Genomic DNA, 22077 nt, shown 5'->3' with positions numbered 1-22077 from the left:
TTCCATTGTTTCCAAAATACTTAGCGTTGTGATCTGGCGTCCGCCGCCGCTTTACGGCGAGGGACGCGCCCCGTAGACTGCCGCGCTAATCGAGACGGCGGCGAACGGAGACGATCATGCGCGGTGTTGGCGGGATACTGGGGCTCGTGCTCGGCCTGACCCTCTCCCTCGGCGGCCTGGCGACACCAGCCAGCGCGCAGGAGAGCGGACCCCGACGCGTCATCATCAGCCGCGACGCCGATTATCCGGGCTTCGATTACCAGACGCTGAAGGACGTCGAGCAGAAGGCCTGCGCCACGGCTTGCGCCGACGACCAAAGCTGTAAGGCGTTCACCTACAACACCAAGGCGAAGTGGTGCTTCCTGAAGAGCGATTTCGGCGCGCTCGCGGTCGCCTCCGGCGCGAATGCCGGCCGCATCGTCACCGCCAAGGCGCTCGACAAGAGCATCGAGGAGAAGCGCATCGAGGAACTCTCGTTCCTCGGCCCCTCGCCCTTCGACGAAGCGAAGCGCCAGCTCGGCGCTCTCCCCAGCGACTATCCCTCGCACGGCGTCGGCTACGACACGATCCGCCAGGGCGCGGAACGCTCGCGCCAGACCGGCAACGTCACCGAGCTGGCGCGCGATCTCGGCGCCATGCTCGCCATCGCCCCGGACGACCCGGCGCTCTGGCGCGCCTTCGCCGCGGCGCAGCTACAGCGCAATCCCGACGATTATGGCCAGCGCCAGCAGGCGATGACCGCCGCCTCGTCGGCCGCGATCAACGCTTATCTCCGCGCCGACGGCGCCGGCGAACAGGCGCAGGCCCTCGCCCTGCTCGGCCAGGCGCTGGAAAAACGGGAGATGTGGAAGGCGGCGATCAAGGCCTATCGCCTGAGTCTCGAATACAAGCAGGATCCGCAGCTGCGCGCCGCCTTCGACAAGCTCATCGCCGAGCGCGGCTTCCGCATCGTCTCCAACACGGTCGACGCCGACGCCACCTCGCCGCGCATGTGCGTCGTTTTCTCTGACCCCCTCCCCGTTTCCGATCCGACGCTCTCCGACTTCGTCGTCGTCGAGGGCGGCAAGGGTCTCGCGGTCGAGCCGCAGGACAACCAGATCTGCATCGACGGGCTGAAGCACGGCCAGCGCTACACCATGCGCTTCCGCGCCGGTCTGCCTTCCGCCGACGGCGAGAAGCTGCAGCAGATGGCCGAGGTGACGAGCTATATCCGCGACCGCGCGCCGTGGGTCGGCTTTGCCGGCAATGCCTATGTGCTGCCGGCCGGCCAGGGCGCCTCGATCCCGATCGATAGCGTCAACACCGATCTGATCGACGCCGAGGTCTACCGCATCGGCGACCGCGCGCTCGCCATCGCCGTGCGCGATGGCAATTTCCTGCGCCAGCTCGACAGCTACTCCGCCAGCCAGATCGCCGGCCAGTCCGGCATCTCTGTCTGGAAGGGCCAGATCGAGGTCGCGAACAAGAAGCTGAACGAGAGCATCACCACGGCGATCCCGATCGGCGACGCGGTCAAGACGATCGAACCCGGCGTCTATGTCATCACCGCCAAGGCGGCGACCAAGGGCTCCAGCGACGGCGGCTACGATTCCTCGCTCGCGACCCAGTGGTTCATCGTCTCCGACCTCGGCCTTTCGGCGCTTTCGGGCAATGATGGCGTCCATGCCGTCATCCGCTCGCTGAACACCGCCAAGGCGCTGGCCGGCGTCAAGGTGAAGCTGGTCGCGACCAATGACGAGATCCTCGGCGAGGCGACCACCAACGCCGACGGCTACGTCCATTTCGAGCCGGGCCTCGCGCGCGGCACGGGCGGCATGGCGCCCCAGCTTCTGGTCGCGCAGACGGAAGCCGGCGACTACGCCTTCCTCGACATGAAGAAGACGGCGTTCGACCTGACCGATCGCGGCGTCGACGGCCGTCCGGCGCCGGGCGCGCTCGACACGTTCTTCACCTCCGAGCGCGGCATTTATCGCCCCGGCGAGACCGTGCATCTGACGGCGCTCTTGCGCGACAGCCAGGCCAAGGCCGTCGCCGGCCTGCCGCTGACGCTCGTCGTCGACCGCCCGGACGGCGTCGAGTTCCTGCGCACCAAGCTCGATGACGAGGGCCAGGGCGGCTACAGCCAGGACGTCGCCATCCCCGATGGCGCCCAGCGCGGCGCCTGGCGCTTCCAGCTCTATGCCGATCCCGATGGCGCGGCGCTGACCGAGATCTCGGCGCTGATCGACGATTTCGAGCCGGAGCGGGTCGCCTTCGAACTGAAGACCACCGCCGAGCGGTTGACCTCGGGCGGCACCTTCCCGATCGAGCTCACCGCGAAATATCTCTACGGCGCCAACGCGATCGGCCTCGGCGTCGACGGCGACATCATCGCGACGCCGACCAGCGTCAGCCCGGACTATCCGGGCTATTCGTTCGGCCTGTCCGACGATCCGGTCGAGAGCATCAGGGATTCGCTCGGCGCCAGCGCCGTCACCGACGAGGACGGCCGTGCCAGCTTCGACGCCACCGTGCCGTCGCTGCCGGAGACCACAAAACTCTTCAACGCCGAGATCATCGTCCGCGTCACCGACACCAACGGCCGCGCGGTCGAGCGGCGGATGACGCTGCCGGCCGACGGCACCAAGCCGCATATCGGCATCAAACCGAACTTTGATGGCAGCGTTCCGGAAGGCGGCGCCGCGTCCTTCGAGCTGATCGCCATCGGCCCGGACGGCCAGCGCATCGACGCGGATGGCGCGACCTGGTCGATCGAGAAGCTCGACACGAACTACCAGTGGTATCGCCGCGACGGCGCCTGGAAATACGAGGCGATCACCACGGCGACCCGCGTCGCCAACGGCACCGTCGATCTCACGGCCGGCAAGCCGGCGACGGTCGAGAGCAAGGTCAACTGGGGCCGCTTCCGCCTGACGGTTGCGCTCGCCGGCGACGCGCCGACCTCGTCGAGCTATGCCTTCGACGCCGGCTGGTATGTCGATGCCAGCGCTGCGTCCGAGACGCCTGATATGCTGACCGTCTCGCTCGACAAGAAGAACTACAAGCCCGGCGAGACCGCCAAGCTGCGCCTCGATCCGCGCTTCCCCGGCATTGCCCAGATCATGGTGATCGACGACCGCGTCATCGACATGAAGACGGTCGAGGTGCCGGAGGGCGGCACCACCGTCGACCTCGACGTGACGACCCAATGGGGCCCGGGCGCCTATGTGACCGCCACCCTGTTCCGGCCGATGGACGTCGAGGCGAAGCGGATGCCGTCGCGCGCGCTCGGCCTCGCCTGGGTGCCCGTCGATCCGGCTGACCGCCGCATCGATGTCCAGCTGGGCGCCGAGGCACAGATCCGGCCGCGCGGGCCGCTGACCATCCCCGTCACGCTCGCCAATCTGAAGGCAGGCGAGGACGCCTATGTCACGGTCGCCGCCGTCGATGTCGGCATCCTCAACCTGACCCAGTTCAAGACGCCCGATCCGGATGGCTGGTATTTCAGCCAGCGCCGGCTCGGCATGGAGATCCGTGACCTCTACGGCCTGCTGATCGACCGCATGCAGGGCGTTCCCGGCCGTCTCCGCTCCGGCGGCGATGGCGGCGCGGCGGGGCTGAAGTCGCCGCCGCCGACCGAGAAGCTGATCGCCTATTATTCCGGCGTGGTGAAGGTCGACGAAAACGGCAAGGCGACCATCACCTTCGACCTGCCCGACTTCAACGGCACGGTCCGTGTGATGGCGATGGCCTGGTCGAAGGAAGGCGTGGGCCATGCCGAGCAGGACATCATCGTCCGCGACCCGGTCGTGCTGATGGCGAGCCTGCCGCGCTTCATGACGCCGGACGACCAGAGCCGCATCCTCGTCGAGGTCAACAATGTGGAAGGGCCGGCCGGCGACTACCGCCTCTCCGTCGACGCGCCGGGCGTTACCATGGATCCCGGCGACGCGGACAAGCAGGTTCGGCTGGAAAAGGCCGGCCGCGCGACGATCGCGCTGCCGATCAAGGCCGTCGACATTGGCGACCACGAGATCACCGTCAGCCTGGCGAGCCCGGAGAGTGGGCGGACCTTCGACCGGACCTATCAATTGGGCATCCGGCCGGCTGGCCAGCCGGTCTCGCGCCGCTCGCTGATCTCGATGGCACCCGGCAACACGCTGAGCGTCGACCGCTACGCCTTCGCCGAGTTCGTTCCGGGCACGACGAGCGCCACGCTCGCCGTCGGCGGCACGGCCAAGCTCGACGTCGCGGCGATCCTCGCCTCGCTCGACCGCTACCCCTATGGCTGCACCGAGCAGATCACCTCACGGGCCATGCCGCTGCTCTACCTGAACCAGGTGGCGGCGACGATCGGCATCGCGCAGGACAGCGAGCTGCGCGAGCGCATCCAGGCCTCGATCGGCAAGGTGCTCGACAACCAGTCCTCGGCCGGCTCGTTCGGCCTCTGGGGGCCGGGCTACGACGACCTCTGGCTCGACGCCTATGTCACCGACTTCCTGACCCGCGCCAAGGCGGCCGGCTATCTCGTTCCCGAGGTCGCGTTCAACAACGCGCTCGACAACCTCTCGAACAAGGTCGGCTACGCCTCCGACTTCGACCGGGGCGGCGAGGCGATCGCCTATTCGCTCTATGTGCTTGCCCGCAACGGCAAGGCGGCGATCGGAGATCTGCGCTACTACGCGGAGACGAAGCTGAGCAACTTCGCGACCCCGCTTGCCCAGGCGCAGATCGGCGCGGCGCTGGCGCTCTATGGCGACAAGGCGCGCTCGGGCTCCGTGCTCGGCGTCGCCATCGACAATCTCCGCCGCGCCACCAGCCAGCAGCTCGCCGGCCGTGAGGACTATGGCTCGGGCCTGCGCGACCAGGCGGCAGTGCTCACCCTCGTCGCCGAGAGCGGCGAGAAGAGCATCGACGTGAAGAGACTGGTGAACGAGGTGGCGACCACCCGCGACAACCGCCGCTATCTCTCCACCCAGGAACAGGGCTGGATGCTGATGGCAGCCGCCGCGATGATGTCGGACCTGAAGCAGGCCTCGATCGAGATCGACGGCCACAAGGGCGAGGTACCGCTCTACCGCAAGCTCCTTGGCTCGGACGTCGACAACCAGCCGCTCGTCATCGCCAACACCAGCGACGTGGCGCTCGATGCGGCACTGACGCTGACCGGCATTCCGGCATCGCCGGAGCCGGCCGGCGGCGAAGGCTTCACCATCACCCGCAGCTACTTCAACACGGACGGCAGCGAGGCGGACCCATCGACGGTCGCGCAGAACGACCGGTTGGTGGTGGTGCTGAAGGTGACGGCCGATCAGGCCCGGTTCGGACGGCTGATGGTGGTCGATCCGCTGCCGGCCGGCTTCGAAATCGAGAACCCCAACATCTCGCGCTCGGGCGACACCTCGTCCTATGCGTGGCTGCAGGGCACGACCAGCCTGGCGCATACGGAGGCGCGCACCGACCGCTTCGTGGCGGCGCTCACCCGCTCGTCCGGCGATCCCTTGGAGTTCACGGTCGCCTATGGCGTCCGCGCCGTCTCGCCGGGCACCTTCGTGCATCCGGCCGCGACGGTCGAGGACATGTACGACCCCGAGCGCCAGGCCCATACCGACACCGGCTCGGTCGAAATCGTCGGGCCGACGACGACGAAGTGAGGCCCTGAGCGACGATGTCGATGGAGCACGACGGCCAGCCCTCTCCCCCCTTGCGGGGGAGAGTTGGAGAGGGGGGTACCGCCTCCCTCTCTCCGGACACGTCCGATTCGCCCCCGACGCTCCCCCTCCCCGGCCCTCCCCACAAGGGGGAGGGAGAAGGACGCAAATGGCCTCGCCGCGCCGCTATCGCCGGTGTCGTGCTCGGGCTCGCGGGCTTCTTCGGCTATGCGGGGCTTTCCGACGCCGTGCGCCAGATCGAGACGACTCTTCCGCCGGTGCCCGATCCGGCGACGGTGCCGACCTCGCAGATCGTCGTCGACCGCGCCGACACGCTGCTCCGGCCCTACACCATCGCCGAGGGGCGTTGGCGGCTGCCGGTGAAGCTTTCCGACGTCGACCCGATGTTCGTCACCATGTTGAAGGGCTACGAGGACCGGCGCTTCAACGAGCACCACGGCGTCGACTGGCGCGCCTTTGCCCGCGCCGCCGCGCAGATCCTCCGCAACGGCCATGTCGTCTCGGGCGGCTCGACGCTGACCATGCAGGTGGCGCGGCTGGTGCAGGGCGGCTCGACCCGGCAGGCGGAGAGCAAGCTCCGGCAGATTGTTCACGCGCGAGCGTTGGAAGACCGGCTCGACAAGAACCAGATCCTGTCGCTCTACCTGACGCTCGCGCCCTATGGCGGCAATCTCGAAGGCATCCGCGCGGCGACGCTTGCCTATTTCGGCAAGGAGCCGCGCCGGCTGACGATCGCCGAGGCCGCGCTGCTCGTCGCGCTGCCGCAATCCCCGGAAGCGCGGCGGCCGGACCGTGATCCGAAGGCGGCAAAGGCGGCGCGCGACCGCGTGCTCGACCGGCTGGTTGCGGCCGGCATTCTCGACGAGGAGACCGCGACGTCCGCCAAGACTGAGCGCATCCCCGAGGGCAGAAAGCCTTTCCCGATGCTGGCCGCCCATCTCGGCGACCAGGCTCGCAAGCGCCATCCGGCCGAGCCGGTGATCCGGCTCACCGTCGACGGGAGGCTGCAGGCGAAGCTCGAAGCGCTCGCCGGCGCCCGCGCCGCCGCGACCGGGGCCAAGGCCTCCGTTGCGATCCTCGTCGCCGACCATGTCACCGGCGACATCCTCGCCTCCGTCGGCTCGGCCGGCTTCATGGACGGCACGCGCAACGGCTTCGTCGACATGACGGAGGCGATCCGCTCGCCCGGCTCGACGCTGAAGCCCTTGATCTACGGCCTCGCCTTCGAGCAGGGCCTCGCCCATCCGCAGAGCCTGATCGAGGACCGGCCATCCGCCTTCGCGGGCTACGCGCCTGTCAATTTCGACGGTTTCTATCGCGGCACCGTGACCATCCACGATGCGCTGACCCAATCGCTCAACGTGCCTGCGGTGCAGGTGCTCGACGCGGTCGGTCCGGCGCGGCTGATCGCCCGCATGAAGCGCGCCGAGGCGAGCCCGCGCCTGCCCGACATGTCGGCCGCCGGCCTAGCCGTCGGCCTCGGCGGCGTCGGCATCTCGCTCCGGGATCTCGTTTCACTCTATGGCGCGATCGCCCGTGGCGGCCGCCCCGTGACGCTGCACACCGAGCCGGCGCCCCGCACGCCGACAGCGGAGCCCGCCCCCGTGCTCGAGCCCGTCGCCGCCTGGTATGTCGGCAACATCCTCGCCGACGTGCCACCGCCCACCATCGGCGCGCGCGGCCGCATCGCCTACAAGACCGGCACCTCCTATGGCTATCGCGACGCCTGGTCGATCGGCTTCGACGGCCGCACGGTGATCGGCGTCTGGGCCGGCCGGGCCGACGGCGCGCCGGTCTCGGGCCTTTCCGGCATCGGCACGGCGGCGCCGATCCTGTTCGAGGCGTTCGACAAGCTGGGCGGCGACCGCGCCCCGCTCGCGCCCGCCCCGCGCGGCGCGCTGATCGCCGCGAATGGCGACCTGCCGGCGCCGCTGAAGCGGTTTCGCGGGAGCGAGATCCTCACCAACAAGGCGCCGGACACGCCTCAGATTGCCTTCCCGCCGGACGGCGTCCAGGTCGACCTCGGCATCCGCGCCGGCGACCCGATGCCGCTGATGATCAAGATCCGCAACGGCCAGCCGCCCTTCACCTGGTTCGCCAATGGCCTGCCGATCGCGAGAACCCCCTTCGCCCGTAGCGAAAGCTGGGCGCCCGACGGTCCCGGATTTGTTACGCTGTCCGTGGTTGATTCGGCCGGCCGGTCGGATCGCGTCACGGTATTCGTCGAATAGACCAGAAGGCGGAGCGCGCCGATTTCCTTCTTCCAGCGCCACTGGCACCAGCACACCCATTTCTATCAGTCCGTTGTCGTGGCGGTCGTGGCGTATTTCGTCATCCGCCTGATCGTGCCCGAATTCGCCGTGATCGCCGCCGGCGACTTCTTCTTCATCATCTACCTGTTCTTCCTGATGCGCATGGCCAACCAGTCGAGCATCGACAAGTTGCGACGCCGCGCCCGCATCCAGGACGAAGGCATGGTGCTGATCTTCACACTGACGATCGGCGCCATCGCCTTCTCGTTCTACTCGATTTTCGCGGTCCTGAACGGTTCCAACACCTCAGCCGCCCATCTCGCGACCGCGATCATCAGCATCCCGCTCGGCTGGACCGTCTTCAACACGCTGTTCGCATTTCACTACGCTAGGCTCTACTATGCGCCGGCCGGCACCGACGGCAATGCTGACGGCAAGGAGGACGATGTCGGCGGTCTGATCTTCCCGGACACGCCCGAGCCGGTGATCTGGGACTTCTTCTATTTCGCCTTCTGCCTCGGCGCGACGTTCCAGACCTCCGACGTCAACGTCCGGACGACGGACTTCCGAATGGTGATGATGTTCCATTCGATCGCGTCTTTCATCTTCAACACGACCTTGCTGGCGCTTGCCATCAATCTGGGCGCCAGCGTCCTGACCTAGACCCCCATCGCTCCGCCGACCCGCTCAGCCGGAGTCCTCGGTCCTGTCCGGATGGCCCTTCTCCCCTTCCGGCAGCAATTGCCGGAGCAGCCAGTTCTCGATGCGCTTGGCGACGATCAGGATGAAGAAGACCAGCAGAACCCCGATCAGGACGATCGGCCAGGCGCCCATGCCGCAGGCGATGCCGAGCGCCGCCGACACCCAGACCGTGGCCGCCGTCGTCACGCCCTGAACGTTCTCGCCCTGCCGGCCGAGACGCATGATGGCGCCGGCGCCGATGAAGCCGATGCCGGCGAGAACACCCTGGATCACGCCCTGCAGCACCCGGCTCATCGAATCCGGCTCGGCGCCGAAGCCGGGGATCCAGAGCGCCGTCAGGGTGGCGATGGCCGCGCCGAGCGCTACCAGCGCCAGCGTCCGCATGCCGGCAGGCTTCTCGTGCGCATCACGGTTGATGCCGATGAGCAGGCCGCAAAGCGCCGCAGCACCCAGCCTTGTCGAAGCCTCGAAATACAATTCCAGATCCAAGATGCAGAACCTCCCTGGCCGACTGCCGACGGGCGCGTCAGTGCCCTGCCCGTGCATTGGGCCGTCCCATGAAAGACGCGCCAAGGTCGCGATGGTTGCGTCGGGAAGCAGGAGCGCGCCGCGGGCGTGTTCAGCTCAGCAGCGTTCGGTCAACTTCGATGCCGAGATCGGCGAAGGCCTGCGTTAGGCCCTTCATCCCATATGGCTTGCCGAGAAACCCGACACGCGGGTCGCCGACGAGCGTGCCGTCGAGGACGCTCTCGTCATAGCCGCTGGCGATGACGATCGGGATGTCGGCCCGCCGGCCGCGAATATCCTTGGCGAGTTCCGCACCCGACCGATCGGGAAGGCCGACGTCGATGATCACCGCCGAGTAGCCAGTCCCGGCGGCAACGACATGTGCCATCGCCTCACGCGCCGATCCAACCGTCTCGACGCGAAATCCCATGTCCTCAAGCAATTCCGCTGCGGCCAGACGCAACATCGCCTCGTCTTCGACCAGCAGGATCAGAGGGGCGTGATCGGTCATGGCAGCATGCTCCGCTCGCGCAACGTACCAGCCCGCATCCGTTGCGGCCCCGTCCGAAACACCCAATCGCGTCGCCACGCTCGGCGGCGTGTATTCGCCGTCCTGCCGGTCATGAGGCGCCTCGCCTCTGCCCGGGCATCTGTGAGCCCCTCCACAGGCCCGGCCCTGCAACCTTACCGTCAAGTCAGGCATTCGCAAAGTGCACAGCGCGTTGGCGCGACGCGACAACGCGCAGCATGGCGCGGCGGCCACCCACCGCCTATGTCTGACGCCGCGCGCTCCTTCCCGCGCCTTGCGTGCCGGAGTTTCCGATGTTCCGTCCCCATGCCCTTGCCGTCGCTCTGCTCGCGATCGGTGCCTCGCTGACCACCGCCGCGACGGCCCTCGCCAAATCGCACGACATCGAATTGAAGCTCCGGATCGCCGCGCCGCCGCCCGGTCCGCGCGTCGTTGCGCTGACCTTCGACGCCTGCTCCGGCACGATCGACCGGCGCATTCTCGACATGCTGGTGAAGAACCAGGTGCCGGCGACGCTGTTCGTCACGCATCGCTGGCTGAAGCGGAACCAGGAGACCACCGCCGTGCTGCTGGCGCATCCCGAGCTGTTCGAGATCGAGAACCATGGCGATCAGCACGTGCCGGCGATTACCGATACGGCGCGGCTCTACGGGTTGAAGACGGCCGGGTCGCTGGAAGAAGTCCGCAAGGAAGTCGACGGCGGCGCCTCCGCCGTCCTGAAGGCGACCGGCAAGCCGCCGCGCTGGTTCCGCGGCGCCACCGCCGTCTATAGCCAGGACGCCCTGGAGGCGATCCGGTCCGCCGGCTATTCGATCGCCGGCTTCTCGCTGAACGCCGACATGGGCGCGTCGCTGCCGGCCGCGACGGTGGCGAAGCGCATCGCCGCCGCCCGCTCGGGCGACGTCATCATCGCCCACATCAACCAGCCGGGGCATCCGGCCGGCAAGGGTGTCGTCGAAGGGATCCAGCGCCTGATCGACAGGGGCACCGTCTTCGTCAAGCTCGACGACATGCAGACCGAAGCGAGCCGCTAATCAGGGCAGCCGATACCAGTCCCGCGCATTGCCGGCGAACATCGCAGCCTGCTCGGCCGGGGTGAATGCACGCACCGCCTGCTTGAACACGGCGATCCATTCCGAGAGGCCGATATGCAGGGCGGCGACGGGATGGTCGGTCGCAAAGATCGAGCGATCGGCACCGAAAGCATCGATGCAGGCGTCGATCACCTCGGTGAGGCTCGCCGGCGTCCAGTCCGGGTCGTAGGCGACCGGATCGGAGATCTTGATCGCGACATTTTCCGCGCCGGCCATCAGCACCAATCCCTCGCGCCAGCGCCGCATGCCCTCCGCGTCGCGATCCATCGGGCTGCCGCAGTGATTGACGAGGAAGCGGATTTCGGGGAAGGCGTCGGCGAGGCGGCGCGCCGACTCGTGCTGGTGCGGCGAGATCAGGAGATCGAAGCTGAAGCCCAGATCGCGAAAGCGGGCGAGATTGGCGCGCCAGCGCGGATCGTCCATGCGGTCACTGTCCGGCATGCGGCGCTTGGCGGGATCGGGATGCCAGCTCAGGATCTCGCGGATACCGACGACGCGCGGATTTTCGGCATGCCGCTGCAGGATCTCGGGCGCGTTGGCATCGGCGAGCGCGGCATAGGCGACGTAGCGGCTGGCAATGCCCTCGCTTCGCGGCAGACCGTCGAGCCAGACGCTCTCGCCCGGCGGATCGGCCGGATCCCAGTCCGCCTCGATATGGACGCTGGCGACGATGTTCTCCGGCCGCGCCAGCGCCTCGTAGTCGACCGGCAGGAAATTGCGGCGGATCGGCGCCAGTTCGTCGCCTGGCGTGCCACCGGCGAGCCAGCCATGCTTGCCGAGCCCGAGGTCCCAGAAGTGATGATGGGCATCGATGATCGGCCCGCTATAGAGTTCGCCGGACATTTTTCTTCCAGTTCCGTGGGAGTATCGAGGGAGCGGCGGTCAGATCGTCGTCCTGACATGCGGGTCACGGCCGTAGAACGACACCAGCACGACGATGACGACGCCGAGCACGGCCTGCACCAGCGACGGCTGCAGGCCGAGGCCGATCAAGAGCGTGTTGATCTCGGTCAGCACCAGCGCGCCGGCGACGGTGCCGAGATAGGAGCCGCGCCCGCCGACCAGTGCCGTGCCGCCGATGACGACGGCGGCGATGGTCTGGAACAGATAGGGCTGGCCGACCTCGCCATAGGCCGAGCCGGTGAAGCCGAGCAGCAGGATGCCGGTGACGGCGGCGAACACGGCGCTGACGCCGAACGTCACCGTCCACATCGCCACCGGATTGATCAGCGCCAGAGGCGCGGCGCGCGGATTACTGCCGAGCGCGAACAGTCGCCGGCCATAAGGCGTTCGCGCCAGCGCCACGGTGACGATGGCCGCCAGCACGACGAAACACGGCACCAGCCAGGGCACCGGCAGGAAGCCAACGGAGCCACCGATCGACACGAACTCTGTGACCGTGTCCGGCGCCGAGCCGGACGGGAAGCCGCCGGTCCACAAGAGCACCGAACCCTGCACGATGGTGCCGATGCCGAGCGTCACGATGAGGGGATGCAGGCCGAGGCTGGACGAGATCAGCCCGTTCAGCGCACCGATCCCGAAGGCGAGGCCGACGACGATCAGACAGACCAGGCCGAAATCCATGCCGCCGCCATAGAGCTGGGCGGTGACGACATTGGCGAAGCCGATGACGAAGGGGATCGAGAGGTCGATGCCGCCGATGATCACCACCAGCGTCTGGCCGATCGAGGCGATGGCGAGCAGCGAGGCGAGCACCAGCATCGCCCGCATCGAGAACTCGCTCGAATAGCCCTGGATCAGGGCCGTGCCCGTCAGATGGAGGGCGACGGCGACCATCAGCGCGCCGAGGACGCGCGCCTGGTCACTGCTGAAGCGCGGCATCAGCGAGCCTCCCTGGAACGGCCGAGCCAGCGGTCCTGCAGCGCCGTCAACACGATGGCGATGACGAGGATCGAGCCATAGGCGATCTGCAGCACGAAGGTCGAGAAGTTGAAGTAGGTCAGCGCGCTCTGCAGCAGGAAAATGTCGATCGCGCCGATGGCGGCGCCGATCAGCCCGCCACGGCCGCCGGCCAGGCTGACGCCGCCCAGCGCCACGGCCGAGATCGCGATCAGCGTATAGGTCGGGCCGATCGACGGATCGGCCGAGCCGATCAGCGCCGTCATCATCAGCCCCGCCACGCCGGCGAACACGCCGGTGATGACATAGGAAAGGAAGCGCACCAACGTGACCGGGATACCGGCTGTATAGGCGGCGCGGTCATCGCTGCCGACCGCCATCAGATGATCGTAGTAAGGCAGGCGGCGGATCCCGAACCAGATCAGAAACACCGCGCCGAGCGGCAGGATCGACAGCGGCCCGCCGAGCGCCTTCAGCCATACCGGCACCGTCCCGGTCGGCGCTGGCAGGATGGTCAGCGTCGTGCCGACGAGCAGGAGATAAGTGCCGAGCGTGGCGACAATCGGCTGGATGCGCAGGATCGTCGCCAGGAAACCGTTCAGCACGCCGACGAGGCCGCCGATCGCGACAGCCGCGCCGACGACGATCCAGGGCGAGGTCAGGCCGAGCTTCTGGATCAGCACCAGCACGACGATGGCGTTGACGAAGCCCATGATCGGGCCGACCGAGATATCGATGCCGCCGCGCCCGCCGAGGATGGCCGGGGCCGAGGCGATCGCGGCGCCGATCAGCGGCGCGGCGAGACCGATCAGCGTTCCCCAGGCGGAGGGTGCGAAGCGGGCCGGATTGATGAAGATGTTGATGGCGAGCAGGATGATGAACAGGATCGGCGCGAAGCCGGTCTGCCGCCAGATCGCCTTCAGCGCCGGCGCGCGGCCGGCGGCGGAGGATGAGGTCGCGAGAACAGTCATGCCGCCCGTCCGAACATGGTTGCGATGATGCGCTCGGACGAGCGCGCGACGCCTTCGAGCGGCGCGGCGAGTTCCTGCTCGCGAAAGACGAGGATGCGGTCGCAGAGCACCAGCGCCTCCTCGATCTCGGTCGAGAGCACCACCAGCGCCATGCCTTCATTGGCCAGCTCGCGGAACACCGAATAAAGGACTCGGCGGGTGGCGATGTCGACGCCGCGGGTCGGATCGTTCAGCAGCAGCACGTCCGGCTTGTGCGCCAGCGCGCGGGCGAGCAGCACCTTCTGCTGGTTGCCGCCGGAGAGCGTGGTGATCAGGTTGCGGCCCGGTTCGGGTGCGACGATCGACAGGCGCTCGCGGTAATAGTCGTAGCGCTTGCGCCGCTCGGCCGGGCTGATCAGCCCGAGCCTGCGGTCGCGCCCGACGGTGGCGATCGCGAAATTGTCGAGGATCGACATCGACGGGAAGATGCCGGTGGCGCGGCGGTCGCGCGGCAGATAGGCGATGCCGCTCTGCACCGCACGGCGGAAGCTGGTGATCGCCCGCTCGCCACCCTTCGCAAGCGGCGCCGTCACGCTGCCGGTCACCGGCGCGCGTAAACCGGCCAAAGTCTCCATGAACGCGTCCTGGCCATGGCCGTCGAGCCCGGCAAGACCAACGATCTCGCCGCGCCGGATGTCCTGGTCGAACGGCGCGGCGCCCCGCTTCAGCGACAGCCCCCGCGCGGAAAGGGTGATCGGACTATCCGACATGGTGCAGCTCCCGCGCCGTCTCCGGCGCCATTAGGGCGAGCAGGTCGTCGGGAACGAGTTCGCCCTTCTCCAGCGTCCTCACGACCTGGCCGCTGCGAAGCACCGTGACCCGGTCGGACAGGCCCGTGACCTCGTCCATGCGGTGGGTGATGAAAAGGATCAGGCAACCCTCACGCGCCAGCCGCCGCATCAGTGCGAACACCGCCTCGCGATCGGCGAAATCGAGCGCCGCTGTCACTTCGTCGAGGATGAGCACGCGCGGCTTCCGCGTCAGCGCGCGGGCGAGCACGATCAGCTGCTGCGCGGCCAGCGGAACGTTGCCGGCTGGCTCGTCGAGCGGCACACGGGTCGTGGCGAATTCCGACAGCACGCGCCCGGCGAAGGCGCGACGCTCGCCGCGCGGCACGCGGCGGCGGATCAGCCCGTCATAGCCGAGCAGGATGTTGTCGGTGACGCTGCGATCCGGCGCGATCAGAACTTCCTGGAACACGGTGGCGAAACCGGCGGCGCGAAAGTCGGCCGGGTCGCGGCCGAGGATCGGCCGGCCCTCGAAGGTGATCGTGCCGCGATCCGGCGAGACGATGCCCGAGAGCAGCTTGACCAGCGTGCTCTTGCCCGAGCCGTTCTCGCCGAGAATGGTGTGGATCGTTCCGGGGGTGAACGAAACATCGGCGCCATCGAGCGCGATCGTCTCGCCATAGCGCTTCGAGAGATCCCGGATCTCAAGCATGGATAGTCGATCTCCCGTCCGGATGCGGAGACGGGAGAGCCGGCGCGGCCGGCCCTCCCGCTGTGTCGGCTGGATCCTACTTGGCGCAGGGGTCCGGCGTCTGGGCGTAATCGAACAGCGCCGTATGCGCCGGCTTGGCAAAATAGGCGTCCATCAGATCTTCCGGCATCGGATCCTGCGGCGCGACCGGGAAGATCGAGACGGCATCCTTGGTCATGCACTCGCGATGCCACTTGCCGAGCTCGTCCGGCTTCACGGCCGGAACCGGGATCATCAGGATGTTGAGCTTGGGCTGCTGGCCCTCGAGCACGCGGACGCCGACGCGGAACAGAGTCTGCGCCGTCCAGGACGGCATCAGCGCGCCGCCGGTGAAGCGGAACGTGTCCTGGTTCTCCTTCCAGAAGCCGAGCGCGTCGCCCGAGATCGAGCCGGAGACGACCGGGATCGGCCGGCCAGCCTGGCCGAACGCCTCGGCGACGATGCGCGACTCCGAGCCCGAGGTCCAGACGCCGTCGATCGGCTGCGGCGTGGTGGCGAGCACCTGCAGAGTCACCGTCTTGGTGACGTTGGGCGACCAGTTGCCGTTGACGTCGCGGACGACCTTGACGTCGGGCGCCTCGGCGAAGGCCTTGTCGGCGCCGGCGCGCTGCTGGGCGACCAGCGGGCTGCCGGCGATACCCTCGATGCGCAGCACGTTCCCCTTGCCGCCGATGCCGTCGATGACACCCTTGGCGACGTCATAGCCGAACTTCACGAAGTTCGAATCGACGTTGATCGCATAGGGGCTGGTGACGGCGCCCGAGCCGGTGACGAAGGGAATGCCGGCCTTGAAGGCGGCCTCGATCACCTCGTTCAGCGCCGTCGACGAGCCGGCGAAGGAGGTGATGATGCTGCACTTCTTGTCGATGAAGGCGCGGATCTGGGCGATTTGCTGGCCGGTGTCGCCGTTCGAATCCGACATCTCGAAATCGGAGATCCAGCCCTTCTCCTTGTAGAGATTGACCAGCCGCTCCAGCTCGTGCGTCACGGAAACGCGCCACGGATTGCCCTGGTAGGATTCCGAATGGCACCACTTCCAGGGCTTCGCAACCGGGCCGAAATTGTCATAGGCCGACGGCTGGATCGTCTCCTCGACGCCCAGATAGAGCGCCTGGATTTCCGCCGGCAGCGTCTTGAACGCCGGCGGCAGCTCGGCCGCCTGCGCCAGGCCCGCACCGCTCATCAGGGCGACGGCGCCAGCAGCGGCCGCCAGACCTGTCTTCATCCTGTTCGCCAGTGTCATCTGTCTCTCCCTGTGATCGGGAAAACGGAACTCCGCCTCCCGCCTCTCCCTCGATCCAGGTCTCCCCAAGCCGTCCGTCGCCCGATTGGCCCGCTCGATCGCATGGCCCGGATCTCGACTTTTGTATTTGAGACCTATCGTTCATATCAGATAGCAAGCGGCATCCCTGTCAACTGGAAATCGGCCGCCGGACACGCCGGTTCCCCCCGTGGCAGGGACATAGCGGCCCGGACCGCCGGGCACGCGTACGCCGGATGCTCGCAGTGGTGGCGCCGGCGAGCGGCTTCGACTAACAGATCGATCCGATGCGCCGCTCCGGCGGCACCGACGCAACCTGACCAAGGAGACCTTCGTGGAGATCAAGAGACTGGAACCGGACCTGCGCTGGTGCGAGACCGCCACCCATGACGGCGTCGTGCATGTCGCCGGCCAGGTCGGCCCGGCCGGCACCGACATCCTGACCCAGACGCGCGGCGCGCTGGCGGAAATCGACCGCGTGCTCGCCCTGTCCGGCACCGACAAGTCGCGCCTGCTTTCGGTGACGATCTGGCTCGCCGACATTGGCGATTTCGACGCCATGAACAGCGTCTGGGACGCCTGGGTCGATCCCGCCAACACGCCGGCGCGGGCGACGGGCCAAATCCCACTCGCCAACCCGGCCTACACGATCGAGATCACGGCCGTCGCTGCCCTGCCCTGAGCCGATCCCGGCGCCGGTCGTCGCGGCCGGCGCTACCCCTTCAGCACGGCGCTGCGGAAGCGCATCAGCGACAGCGCGAAATAGACGCCGCCGAAGCCGACGAAGATCAGCAGATACTGCCAGACCAGCGAGAAGCCGCCGCCGCGGAACAGCACGGCCTGCGTGAACGACACGAAATGCGGCGTCGTCGTCAGCGTCTGCATGGCGTAGCGCAGCCAGACCGGCATGCTTTCCATCGGCGTCATGCCGCCGGATAGCAGGTTCAGCACAATCAGTACCGGGATCGCCAGCAGGCCGAACTGCGCCATCGAGGTCGAAAAGGTAGCGACCAGGATGCCCATCGAGGCGATCGACAGCGTGTAGATCGTCGTGCCGAGCAGGAACAGCAACACCGAGCCCTGGATCGGCACGCTGAGCAGCAGATGCACGACGACGACCAGCGACAGGATCGCCGCCACGACGATGACGAGGCCATTGGCCAGGATCTTGGCGAGCACGATCTGGCCGGCGCCGACCGGCATGACGAGCAGATGCTCGACCGTGCCGCGCTCGCGCTCGCGGATCAGCGCCGCGCCGGAGAGAATGAGCGTCAGCATGGTGATGTTGTTCATCACCTGCATCAAGGCGCCGAACCAGACCGAATTGAGGTTCGGGTTGAAGGCGCTACGCATCACGAGATTGACCGGCGCCGTCGACGCGAGGCCGCCGCCATAGCGGAATTCGGAGATCTCGTTGGCGATGACGTTCTGCAGCGCGACGGAGCCGTTGCCGGCAAAGACGATGGCCGTCGCGTCGATCTCGACCTGCAGTTCGGCCGGCCTGTCGGCCAGCACGTCGCGCTCGAAATTGGGCGGGATATCGAGAACGAACACGTAGCGCCCCTCGTTCAGCGCCATATCGGCCTCGCGCGCCGAAATCTTCACCGCCTCCTGGAAGATCGGCGGCTGCAGCGCGCTGATGATCTTGCGCGACAATTGCGAATCGTCCTCGTCGACGACCGCTACGGCCAGGTTCTTCAGCTCCGTCGAGGCACTGGTCGACACCGAATAGACCGCAAGCGTGAACGCGTAGAGCACCAGGACCAGCATGATCGGATCCGCCTTGATGCTGCGGAGTTCCTTGATGAAGAGCTGGAAGAGATTGGCAAGCCAACGGAGCCGATTGCGCATGATCAGGCGTCCTGTTTGCGCAACAGGAGCAAGGAGAGGACGAAGAACAGGATGCAGAAGCCTCCCAGCGCCAGCATGTTGGGCCACAGATCCCCCCAGCCGAGCCCCTTGGTGAAGGCTCCGACGCTGATCGGCTGGTACCAGGCCGGCGGGAAGGCAAGGCCGAAGGCGCGCCCCATTCCCGTCAGCGACGAGACAGGGATGATCAGGCCGGAGAAATTGACCGCCGGCACGATCGAGATGATCGCCGTGGCAACAACCGCCGCGACCTGGGAGCGCGTGAAGGTGGAGACGAGCTGGCCGAAGCCGGTCGTGGCGATGAGGTAGAGCAGCGTACCCAGGGCGAACAGGCTGAACGAGCCCTTGAGCGACAATTGGAACAGGAACACCGCCAAAAGGAACAGGACCGCCGCGCTCACCAGCGAAACGCCGATATAGGGCAATTGCTTGCCGAGCAGAAACTCGGCCTTGCTGATGGGCGTCGAGTGGAAATTGGCGATCGAGCCGGTTTCCTTCTCGCGCACGATGCCGATCGCCGACATGATCGCCGGGATCAACACCAGCATCAGCATGATGACGCTCGGCACCATGGCGTTGACGCTCTTGAAGGCCTGATTGTAGCGGAAGCGGGTCTCTATCGAGATCGCCGGCACCGACTGGCCGCTCTGCCGCATCAACTCGCTCGCATAGCCCGTCGCCAGCCCGGTGACATAGCCCTTCGCCGTCTCGGCCCGGAACGGCATGCTGCCATCGACCGTCACCGAGACTTCGGGCTGCCGACCCGCCTTCAGGTCGCGGCCATAGCCGGAGGGGATCTCGATGGCGATATTGACCTCGCCGCTCTTCAGCCGGTTCTGCAACTCGGCGCTCGACCCTATATCCGGCCGCTCGCTGAAATAGCGCGAGGCGGAGAATTTCTCCAGCAACTGACGACTCTGCTGCGTCTTATCCTGGTCGAAGGCGGCGAAGGTCAGGTTCTCGACGTCGAACGAGATGCCGTAGCCGAAGGTGATCATCAGGATGACGGGGCCGAACAGCGCGAACCAGAGCCGGATCCGGTCGCGCAGCAACTCCATCGTCTCGCGCCGGGCATAGGCCCAGAGACGGCCGGGATCGAAATGGCGCTGCCGCATCGGCGCGGCATGCGCCGGCGACAGCGCTGTCTCCACCGCCGCCTTTTCCGCCGCTGTCGAGGCCGGTGCGTCCTCCGGAATGCCGGACGCCTCCTTCAGATAGGAGACGAAGGCGTCCTCGAGCGTCGGCTTGCCGCGCCGCTCGGCCAGTTCCTCCGGCGTGCCGACGGCAAACACCTTGCCGGCATGCATCAGCGAGATGCGGTCGCAGCGCGCCGCCTCGTTCATGAAATGGGTCGAGATGAAGATCGTCACCCCGTCGTCGCGCGCCAGCCCGATCAGGGTGCGCCAGAACGAATCCCGCGCCACCGGATCGACGCCCGAGGTCGGCTCGTCGAGGATGAGGATCGACGGACGGTGGATGACGGCGACCGCAAGCTGCAGGCGCTGCCGCATGCCGAGCGGCAGGCTGTCGGGCAACGCGTCCGCGACCTCGGTGAGATCGTAGCTGGTCAGCATCTCCTGGATGCGCGCGTCGATCTCGCCGGCGGGGATGTGGAAGAGATGGGCGTGCAGGTCGAGGTTCTGCCGGACCGTCAACTCGGTATAGAGCGAGAATGACTGCGACATGTAACCGACGTTCTGCTTGATCTCCATCTCGTTGCCGACGAGCGACTGGCCGAACAGCTTGGTCCAGCCCTCGGTTGGGGTGATCAGGCCCGTCAGCATTTTCATCGTCGTCGACTTGCCGCAGCCATTCGAGCCGAGGAAGCCGAAGATCTCACCCTTGGAGATGCAGAACGAAACATTGTCGACGGCGGTGAAATTGCCGAAACGACAGGTCAGTCCCTCCGCCTCGATCGCCGGAATTTCGTCCGGCGCGACGACGCGCGGCGGTACCACGACGCTCTGATAGCCGCGACGTTTCTCCTCGGGCAGCAGCGCGATGAAGGCTTCCTCCAGCGAAGCTTTGCCGGCCCGGCCCCGCACCTCGTCCGGCGAGCCCACGGCGATGAGCTTGCCGTCATCCATCGCCGCCAGCCAGTCGAAGCGCTCGGCCTCCTCCATATAGGCGGTGGCGACGATCACGCTCATCTGCGGCCGTCGCCCCCGGATCGTGTCAATCAGATCCCAGAACTGCTGCCGTGACAGCGGGTCGACGCCGGTCGTCGGCTCGTCGAGGATCAGGAAATCGGGGTCGTGGATCAGCGCGCAACAGAGGCTGAGCTTCTGCTTCATACCGCCGGAAAGCTTGCCGGCGGGCCGATCCGGGAACGGGTCCAGCCCGGTCGCCGTTAGCAGGTCGTGGATGCGCGCCTGTCGCTCGGAAGCGCCCTGGCCGAACAGCCGGGCGAAGAAGTCGAGATTCTCGAAGACCGTGAGCGTCGGATAGAGATTGCGACCCAATCCCTGCGGCATGTAGGCGATGCGCGGCGAGGCCTCGTCGCGGAAGCGCTTCTCCGCCATGTTGCCGCCGAGCACCTGCACCGAGCCGGCCTGCAGCTTGCGCACACCGGCGAGCAGCGCCAGCACTGTCGACTTGCCGACGCCGTCCGGGCCGATCAGGCCGGCCATGCAACCGGCCGGAATGGCGAGGTTCAGCGCGTCGACGGCGAGCCGCTTGCCGTAGCGATGGGTGACACCCTCGAGCCGGGCGACGGCTTCCATCATTGCGGAACGTTGACCTTGAGGTTCTCCGGCCATTCGGCGTCGAGCGAGGTGCGCACGAAGCCGGCGCCCCGCACGCCCACCTTGACCTGCTTCTCGAAGCGCTGGACCAGATCGCGCGGGATCTGGATCTTGACGCGGAACATCAGCTTCTCGCGCTCATCCTTGGTCTCGACCGTCTTCGGCGTGAACTGCGCCTCGCCGGAGACGAAGGTGACGGTGGCGGGAATGACGTAGTCGGGGATCGGATCGAGGATGATGCGCGCCTCGTCGCCGATCGCGATGCCGGCGACGTCCTTGGCCGGCAGGTAGATCGACATCGAGATGTCGGAGAGATCGAGCAGGGTCAGCACCCGCGTCCCGGCGCCGACGACTTCGCCGGCCCGCGCCAGCTCGTACTGCACGCGGCCTCGCCGCGGCGCCACCAGAACCATGTCCTCGAGGATGGCATTGAGCCGCGACACATCGGCTTCCGCCACCTTGATCGCCGACTCGGCCTGCGCCCGCGCCGCGACCGCGGCCTGGTAGGCGGCGGTGGCGACCCGCAGCTTGTTCTGAGCCTCGTCGCGCATCTGCGCGGTCGCATGGCCCTTCTTGAACAGCGCGTCGATGCGGTCGAAGCTCGCCTGCGCCAGCGCCACGTCACTGTCACGCTGGGAAATCTGGGCGTCGACCTCGCTCAGCGCGCTCTCGGCGCGCAGCACCTGCGCCTGGGCGCCAAGCAGCTGCGCGCGGTATTCGCGATCGTCGATGCGGGCGAGCACCTGGCCGGCCTCGACCGTATCGCCCTCCTGCACCTCGACCGAGGCCAGGCGGCCCGGATATTTGCTGGAGACGTCGATCTCCTGGCCTTCGATGCGGCCATTCGACTGGGCGATGCCAGGCGGCAGCGGATTGCCGCGCAGCCGGTCGATCAGGCTCTTCAGCTTGTTCTGGGCGGTCGCTTCCGAGACGAATATCGGGCCGGGGCCGATATGGGTGGAGAGCGCATCGGTACCGAGGATCGCCAGACACGCGATCAGCGCCGCTCTTGGCCAAGGGTGACGCATCGCTCAATACCTCGCATGACGGACGCAGACTCAACCGTCAGTATCAAGCACCGTGCCGATTTGGGAAAGGCATGATCCGCCAGCGGACCGA

16 protein-coding genes are annotated in these 22077 nt (G+C 67.2%); 5 read left to right on the top strand and 11 right to left on the bottom strand.

Translation table 11 applies throughout. From position 1 onward, the window contains the following. Positions 1-116 precede the first annotated feature (116 nt). The 3 genes from G342_RS0100150 to G342_RS22740 all read left to right on the top strand — a co-directional run bounded on the left by G342_RS0100150 (position 117) and on the right by G342_RS22740 (position 8566). Positions 117-5633, top strand: a complete 5517-nt coding sequence (locus tag G342_RS0100150; protein WP_018181064.1) for an alpha-2-macroglobulin family protein — start codon at positions 117-119, stop codon at positions 5631-5633. Between the two features lie 20 nt (positions 5634-5653). Further along, positions 5654-7882 (top strand): penicillin-binding protein 1C, encoded by a 2229-nt coding sequence (pbpC, locus tag G342_RS0100145; protein WP_198010714.1) that lies wholly within the window; start codon positions 5654-5656, stop codon positions 7880-7882. Between the two features lie 87 nt (positions 7883-7969). Further along, positions 7970-8566, top strand: coding sequence for a DUF1345 domain-containing protein (locus G342_RS22740; protein WP_210162351.1), 597 nt, complete (start codon positions 7970-7972; stop codon positions 8564-8566). Positions 8567-8590: 24 nt separating this feature from the next. Here the strand turns inward: G342_RS22740 and G342_RS0100135 are convergent, their stop codons facing one another. Beyond that, entirely contained in the window at positions 8591-9094 is a 504-nt protein-coding gene (locus G342_RS0100135; RefSeq protein ID WP_040877938.1) for an MgtC/SapB family protein, read from the bottom strand. Between the two features lie 130 nt (positions 9095-9224). Then, entirely contained in the window at positions 9225-9623 is a 399-nt protein-coding gene (locus tag G342_RS22735) for a response regulator (RefSeq protein ID WP_018181060.1), read from the bottom strand. Positions 9624-9934: 311 nt separating this feature from the next. Between G342_RS22735 and G342_RS0100125 the strand changes: the two genes are divergently transcribed. Next, the gene (locus G342_RS0100125) at positions 9935-10675 is read left to right on the top strand and encodes a polysaccharide deacetylase family protein (RefSeq protein ID WP_018181059.1); all 741 of its coding nucleotides are present in this window, start codon (positions 9935-9937) and stop codon (positions 10673-10675) included. On the opposite strand, the gene G342_RS22730 is transcribed toward G342_RS0100125, so the two are convergent. The 6 genes from G342_RS22730 to G342_RS0100095 all read right to left on the bottom strand — a co-directional run bounded on the left by G342_RS22730 (position 10676) and on the right by G342_RS0100095 (position 16327). Next, on the bottom strand, positions 10676-11578 hold the full coding sequence (locus G342_RS22730; RefSeq protein WP_018181058.1) for an amidohydrolase family protein: 903 nt from the start codon (positions 11576-11578) through the stop codon (positions 10676-10678). A gap of 39 nt (positions 11579-11617) precedes the next feature. Further along, entirely contained in the window at positions 11618-12577 is a 960-nt protein-coding gene (locus G342_RS0100115) for an ABC transporter permease (RefSeq protein WP_018181057.1), read from the bottom strand. Continuing rightward, complete coding sequence (locus G342_RS0100110; protein WP_018181056.1) at positions 12577-13566, bottom strand: ABC transporter permease; 990 nt, start codon at positions 13564-13566, stop codon at positions 12577-12579. Before G342_RS0100110 ends, G342_RS0100115 begins: the two co-directional genes overlap by 1 nt. Continuing rightward, complete coding sequence (locus G342_RS0100105; RefSeq protein ID WP_026303959.1) at positions 13563-14315, bottom strand: ATP-binding cassette domain-containing protein; 753 nt, start codon at positions 14313-14315, stop codon at positions 13563-13565. Before G342_RS0100105 ends, G342_RS0100110 begins: the two co-directional genes overlap by 4 nt. Beyond that, positions 14305-15045: an ATP-binding cassette domain-containing protein gene (locus tag G342_RS0100100; RefSeq protein WP_026303958.1), complete on the bottom strand. Its 741-nt coding sequence runs from the start codon at positions 15043-15045 to the stop codon at positions 14305-14307. Before G342_RS0100100 ends, G342_RS0100105 begins: the two co-directional genes overlap by 11 nt. 76 nt (positions 15046-15121) lie before the next feature. Then, complete coding sequence (locus G342_RS0100095) at positions 15122-16327, bottom strand: substrate-binding domain-containing protein (RefSeq protein WP_018181055.1); 1206 nt, start codon at positions 16325-16327, stop codon at positions 15122-15124. 352 nt (positions 16328-16679) lie between these two features. Between G342_RS0100095 and G342_RS0100090 the strand changes: the two genes are divergently transcribed. Next, positions 16680-17027, top strand: a complete 348-nt coding sequence (locus G342_RS0100090; protein WP_018181054.1) for a RidA family protein — start codon at positions 16680-16682, stop codon at positions 17025-17027. 32 nt (positions 17028-17059) lie between these two features. Here the strand turns inward: G342_RS0100090 and G342_RS0100085 are convergent, their stop codons facing one another. Genes G342_RS0100085 through G342_RS0100075 form a run of 3 tightly spaced genes read right to left on the bottom strand, consistent with a single transcriptional unit; the run spans position 17060 to position 21986 of the window. Continuing rightward, positions 17060-18196 carry an ABC transporter permease gene (locus G342_RS0100085; RefSeq protein ID WP_018181053.1) on the bottom strand — a complete coding sequence of 379 codons (1137 nt, stop codon included), beginning with the start codon at positions 18194-18196 and terminating at the stop codon, positions 17060-17062. A 2-nt stretch (positions 18197-18198) separates the two neighbouring features. Continuing rightward, complete coding sequence (gene rbbA, locus G342_RS0100080) at positions 18199-20940, bottom strand: ribosome-associated ATPase/putative transporter RbbA (protein WP_026303956.1); 2742 nt, start codon at positions 20938-20940, stop codon at positions 18199-18201. Then, complete coding sequence (locus tag G342_RS0100075; protein WP_018181051.1) at positions 20937-21986, bottom strand: HlyD family secretion protein; 1050 nt, start codon at positions 21984-21986, stop codon at positions 20937-20939. Before G342_RS0100075 ends, rbbA begins: the two co-directional genes overlap by 4 nt. Positions 21987-22077 lie beyond the last annotated feature (91 nt).

It is taken from the genome of Kaistia granuli DSM 23481, from assembly GCF_000380505.1.
Classification (GTDB): Bacteria; Pseudomonadota; Alphaproteobacteria; order Rhizobiales; family Kaistiaceae; genus Kaistia; species Kaistia granuli.
The sequence above is the reverse complement of the archived record's forward strand: the minus strand, read 5'-3'. Positions and strand labels throughout refer to the sequence as shown.

Coding starts and splice junctions, on each gene's coding strand:
- G342_RS0100150 (WP_018181064.1), top strand. CDS start 117: ATGCGCGGTGTTGGCGGGATACTGGGGCTCGTGCTCGGCCTGACCCTC.
- pbpC (WP_198010714.1), top strand. CDS start 5,654: ATGGAGCACGACGGCCAGCCCTCTCCCCCCTTGCGGGGGAGAGTTGGA.
- G342_RS22735 (WP_018181060.1), bottom strand. CDS start 9,623: ATGACCGATCACGCCCCTCTGATCCTGCTGGTCGAAGACGAGGCGATG.
- G342_RS0100125 (WP_018181059.1), top strand. CDS start 9,935: ATGTTCCGTCCCCATGCCCTTGCCGTCGCTCTGCTCGCGATCGGTGCC.
- G342_RS22730 (WP_018181058.1), bottom strand. CDS start 11,578: ATGTCCGGCGAACTCTATAGCGGGCCGATCATCGATGCCCATCATCAC.
- G342_RS0100115 (WP_018181057.1), bottom strand. CDS start 12,577: ATGCCGCGCTTCAGCAGTGACCAGGCGCGCGTCCTCGGCGCGCTGATG.
- G342_RS0100110 (WP_018181056.1), bottom strand. CDS start 13,566: ATGACTGTTCTCGCGACCTCATCCTCCGCCGCCGGCCGCGCGCCGGCG.
- G342_RS0100105 (WP_026303959.1), bottom strand. CDS start 14,315: ATGTCGGATAGTCCGATCACCCTTTCCGCGCGGGGGCTGTCGCTGAAG.
- G342_RS0100100 (WP_026303958.1), bottom strand. CDS start 15,045: ATGCTTGAGATCCGGGATCTCTCGAAGCGCTATGGCGAGACGATCGCG.
- G342_RS0100095 (WP_018181055.1), bottom strand. CDS start 16,327: ATGACACTGGCGAACAGGATGAAGACAGGTCTGGCGGCCGCTGCTGGC.
- G342_RS0100085 (WP_018181053.1), bottom strand. CDS start 18,196: ATGCGCAATCGGCTCCGTTGGCTTGCCAATCTCTTCCAGCTCTTCATC.
- rbbA (WP_026303956.1), bottom strand. CDS start 20,940: ATGATGGAAGCCGTCGCCCGGCTCGAGGGTGTCACCCATCGCTACGGC.
- G342_RS0100075 (WP_018181051.1), bottom strand. CDS start 21,986: ATGCGTCACCCTTGGCCAAGAGCGGCGCTGATCGCGTGTCTGGCGATC.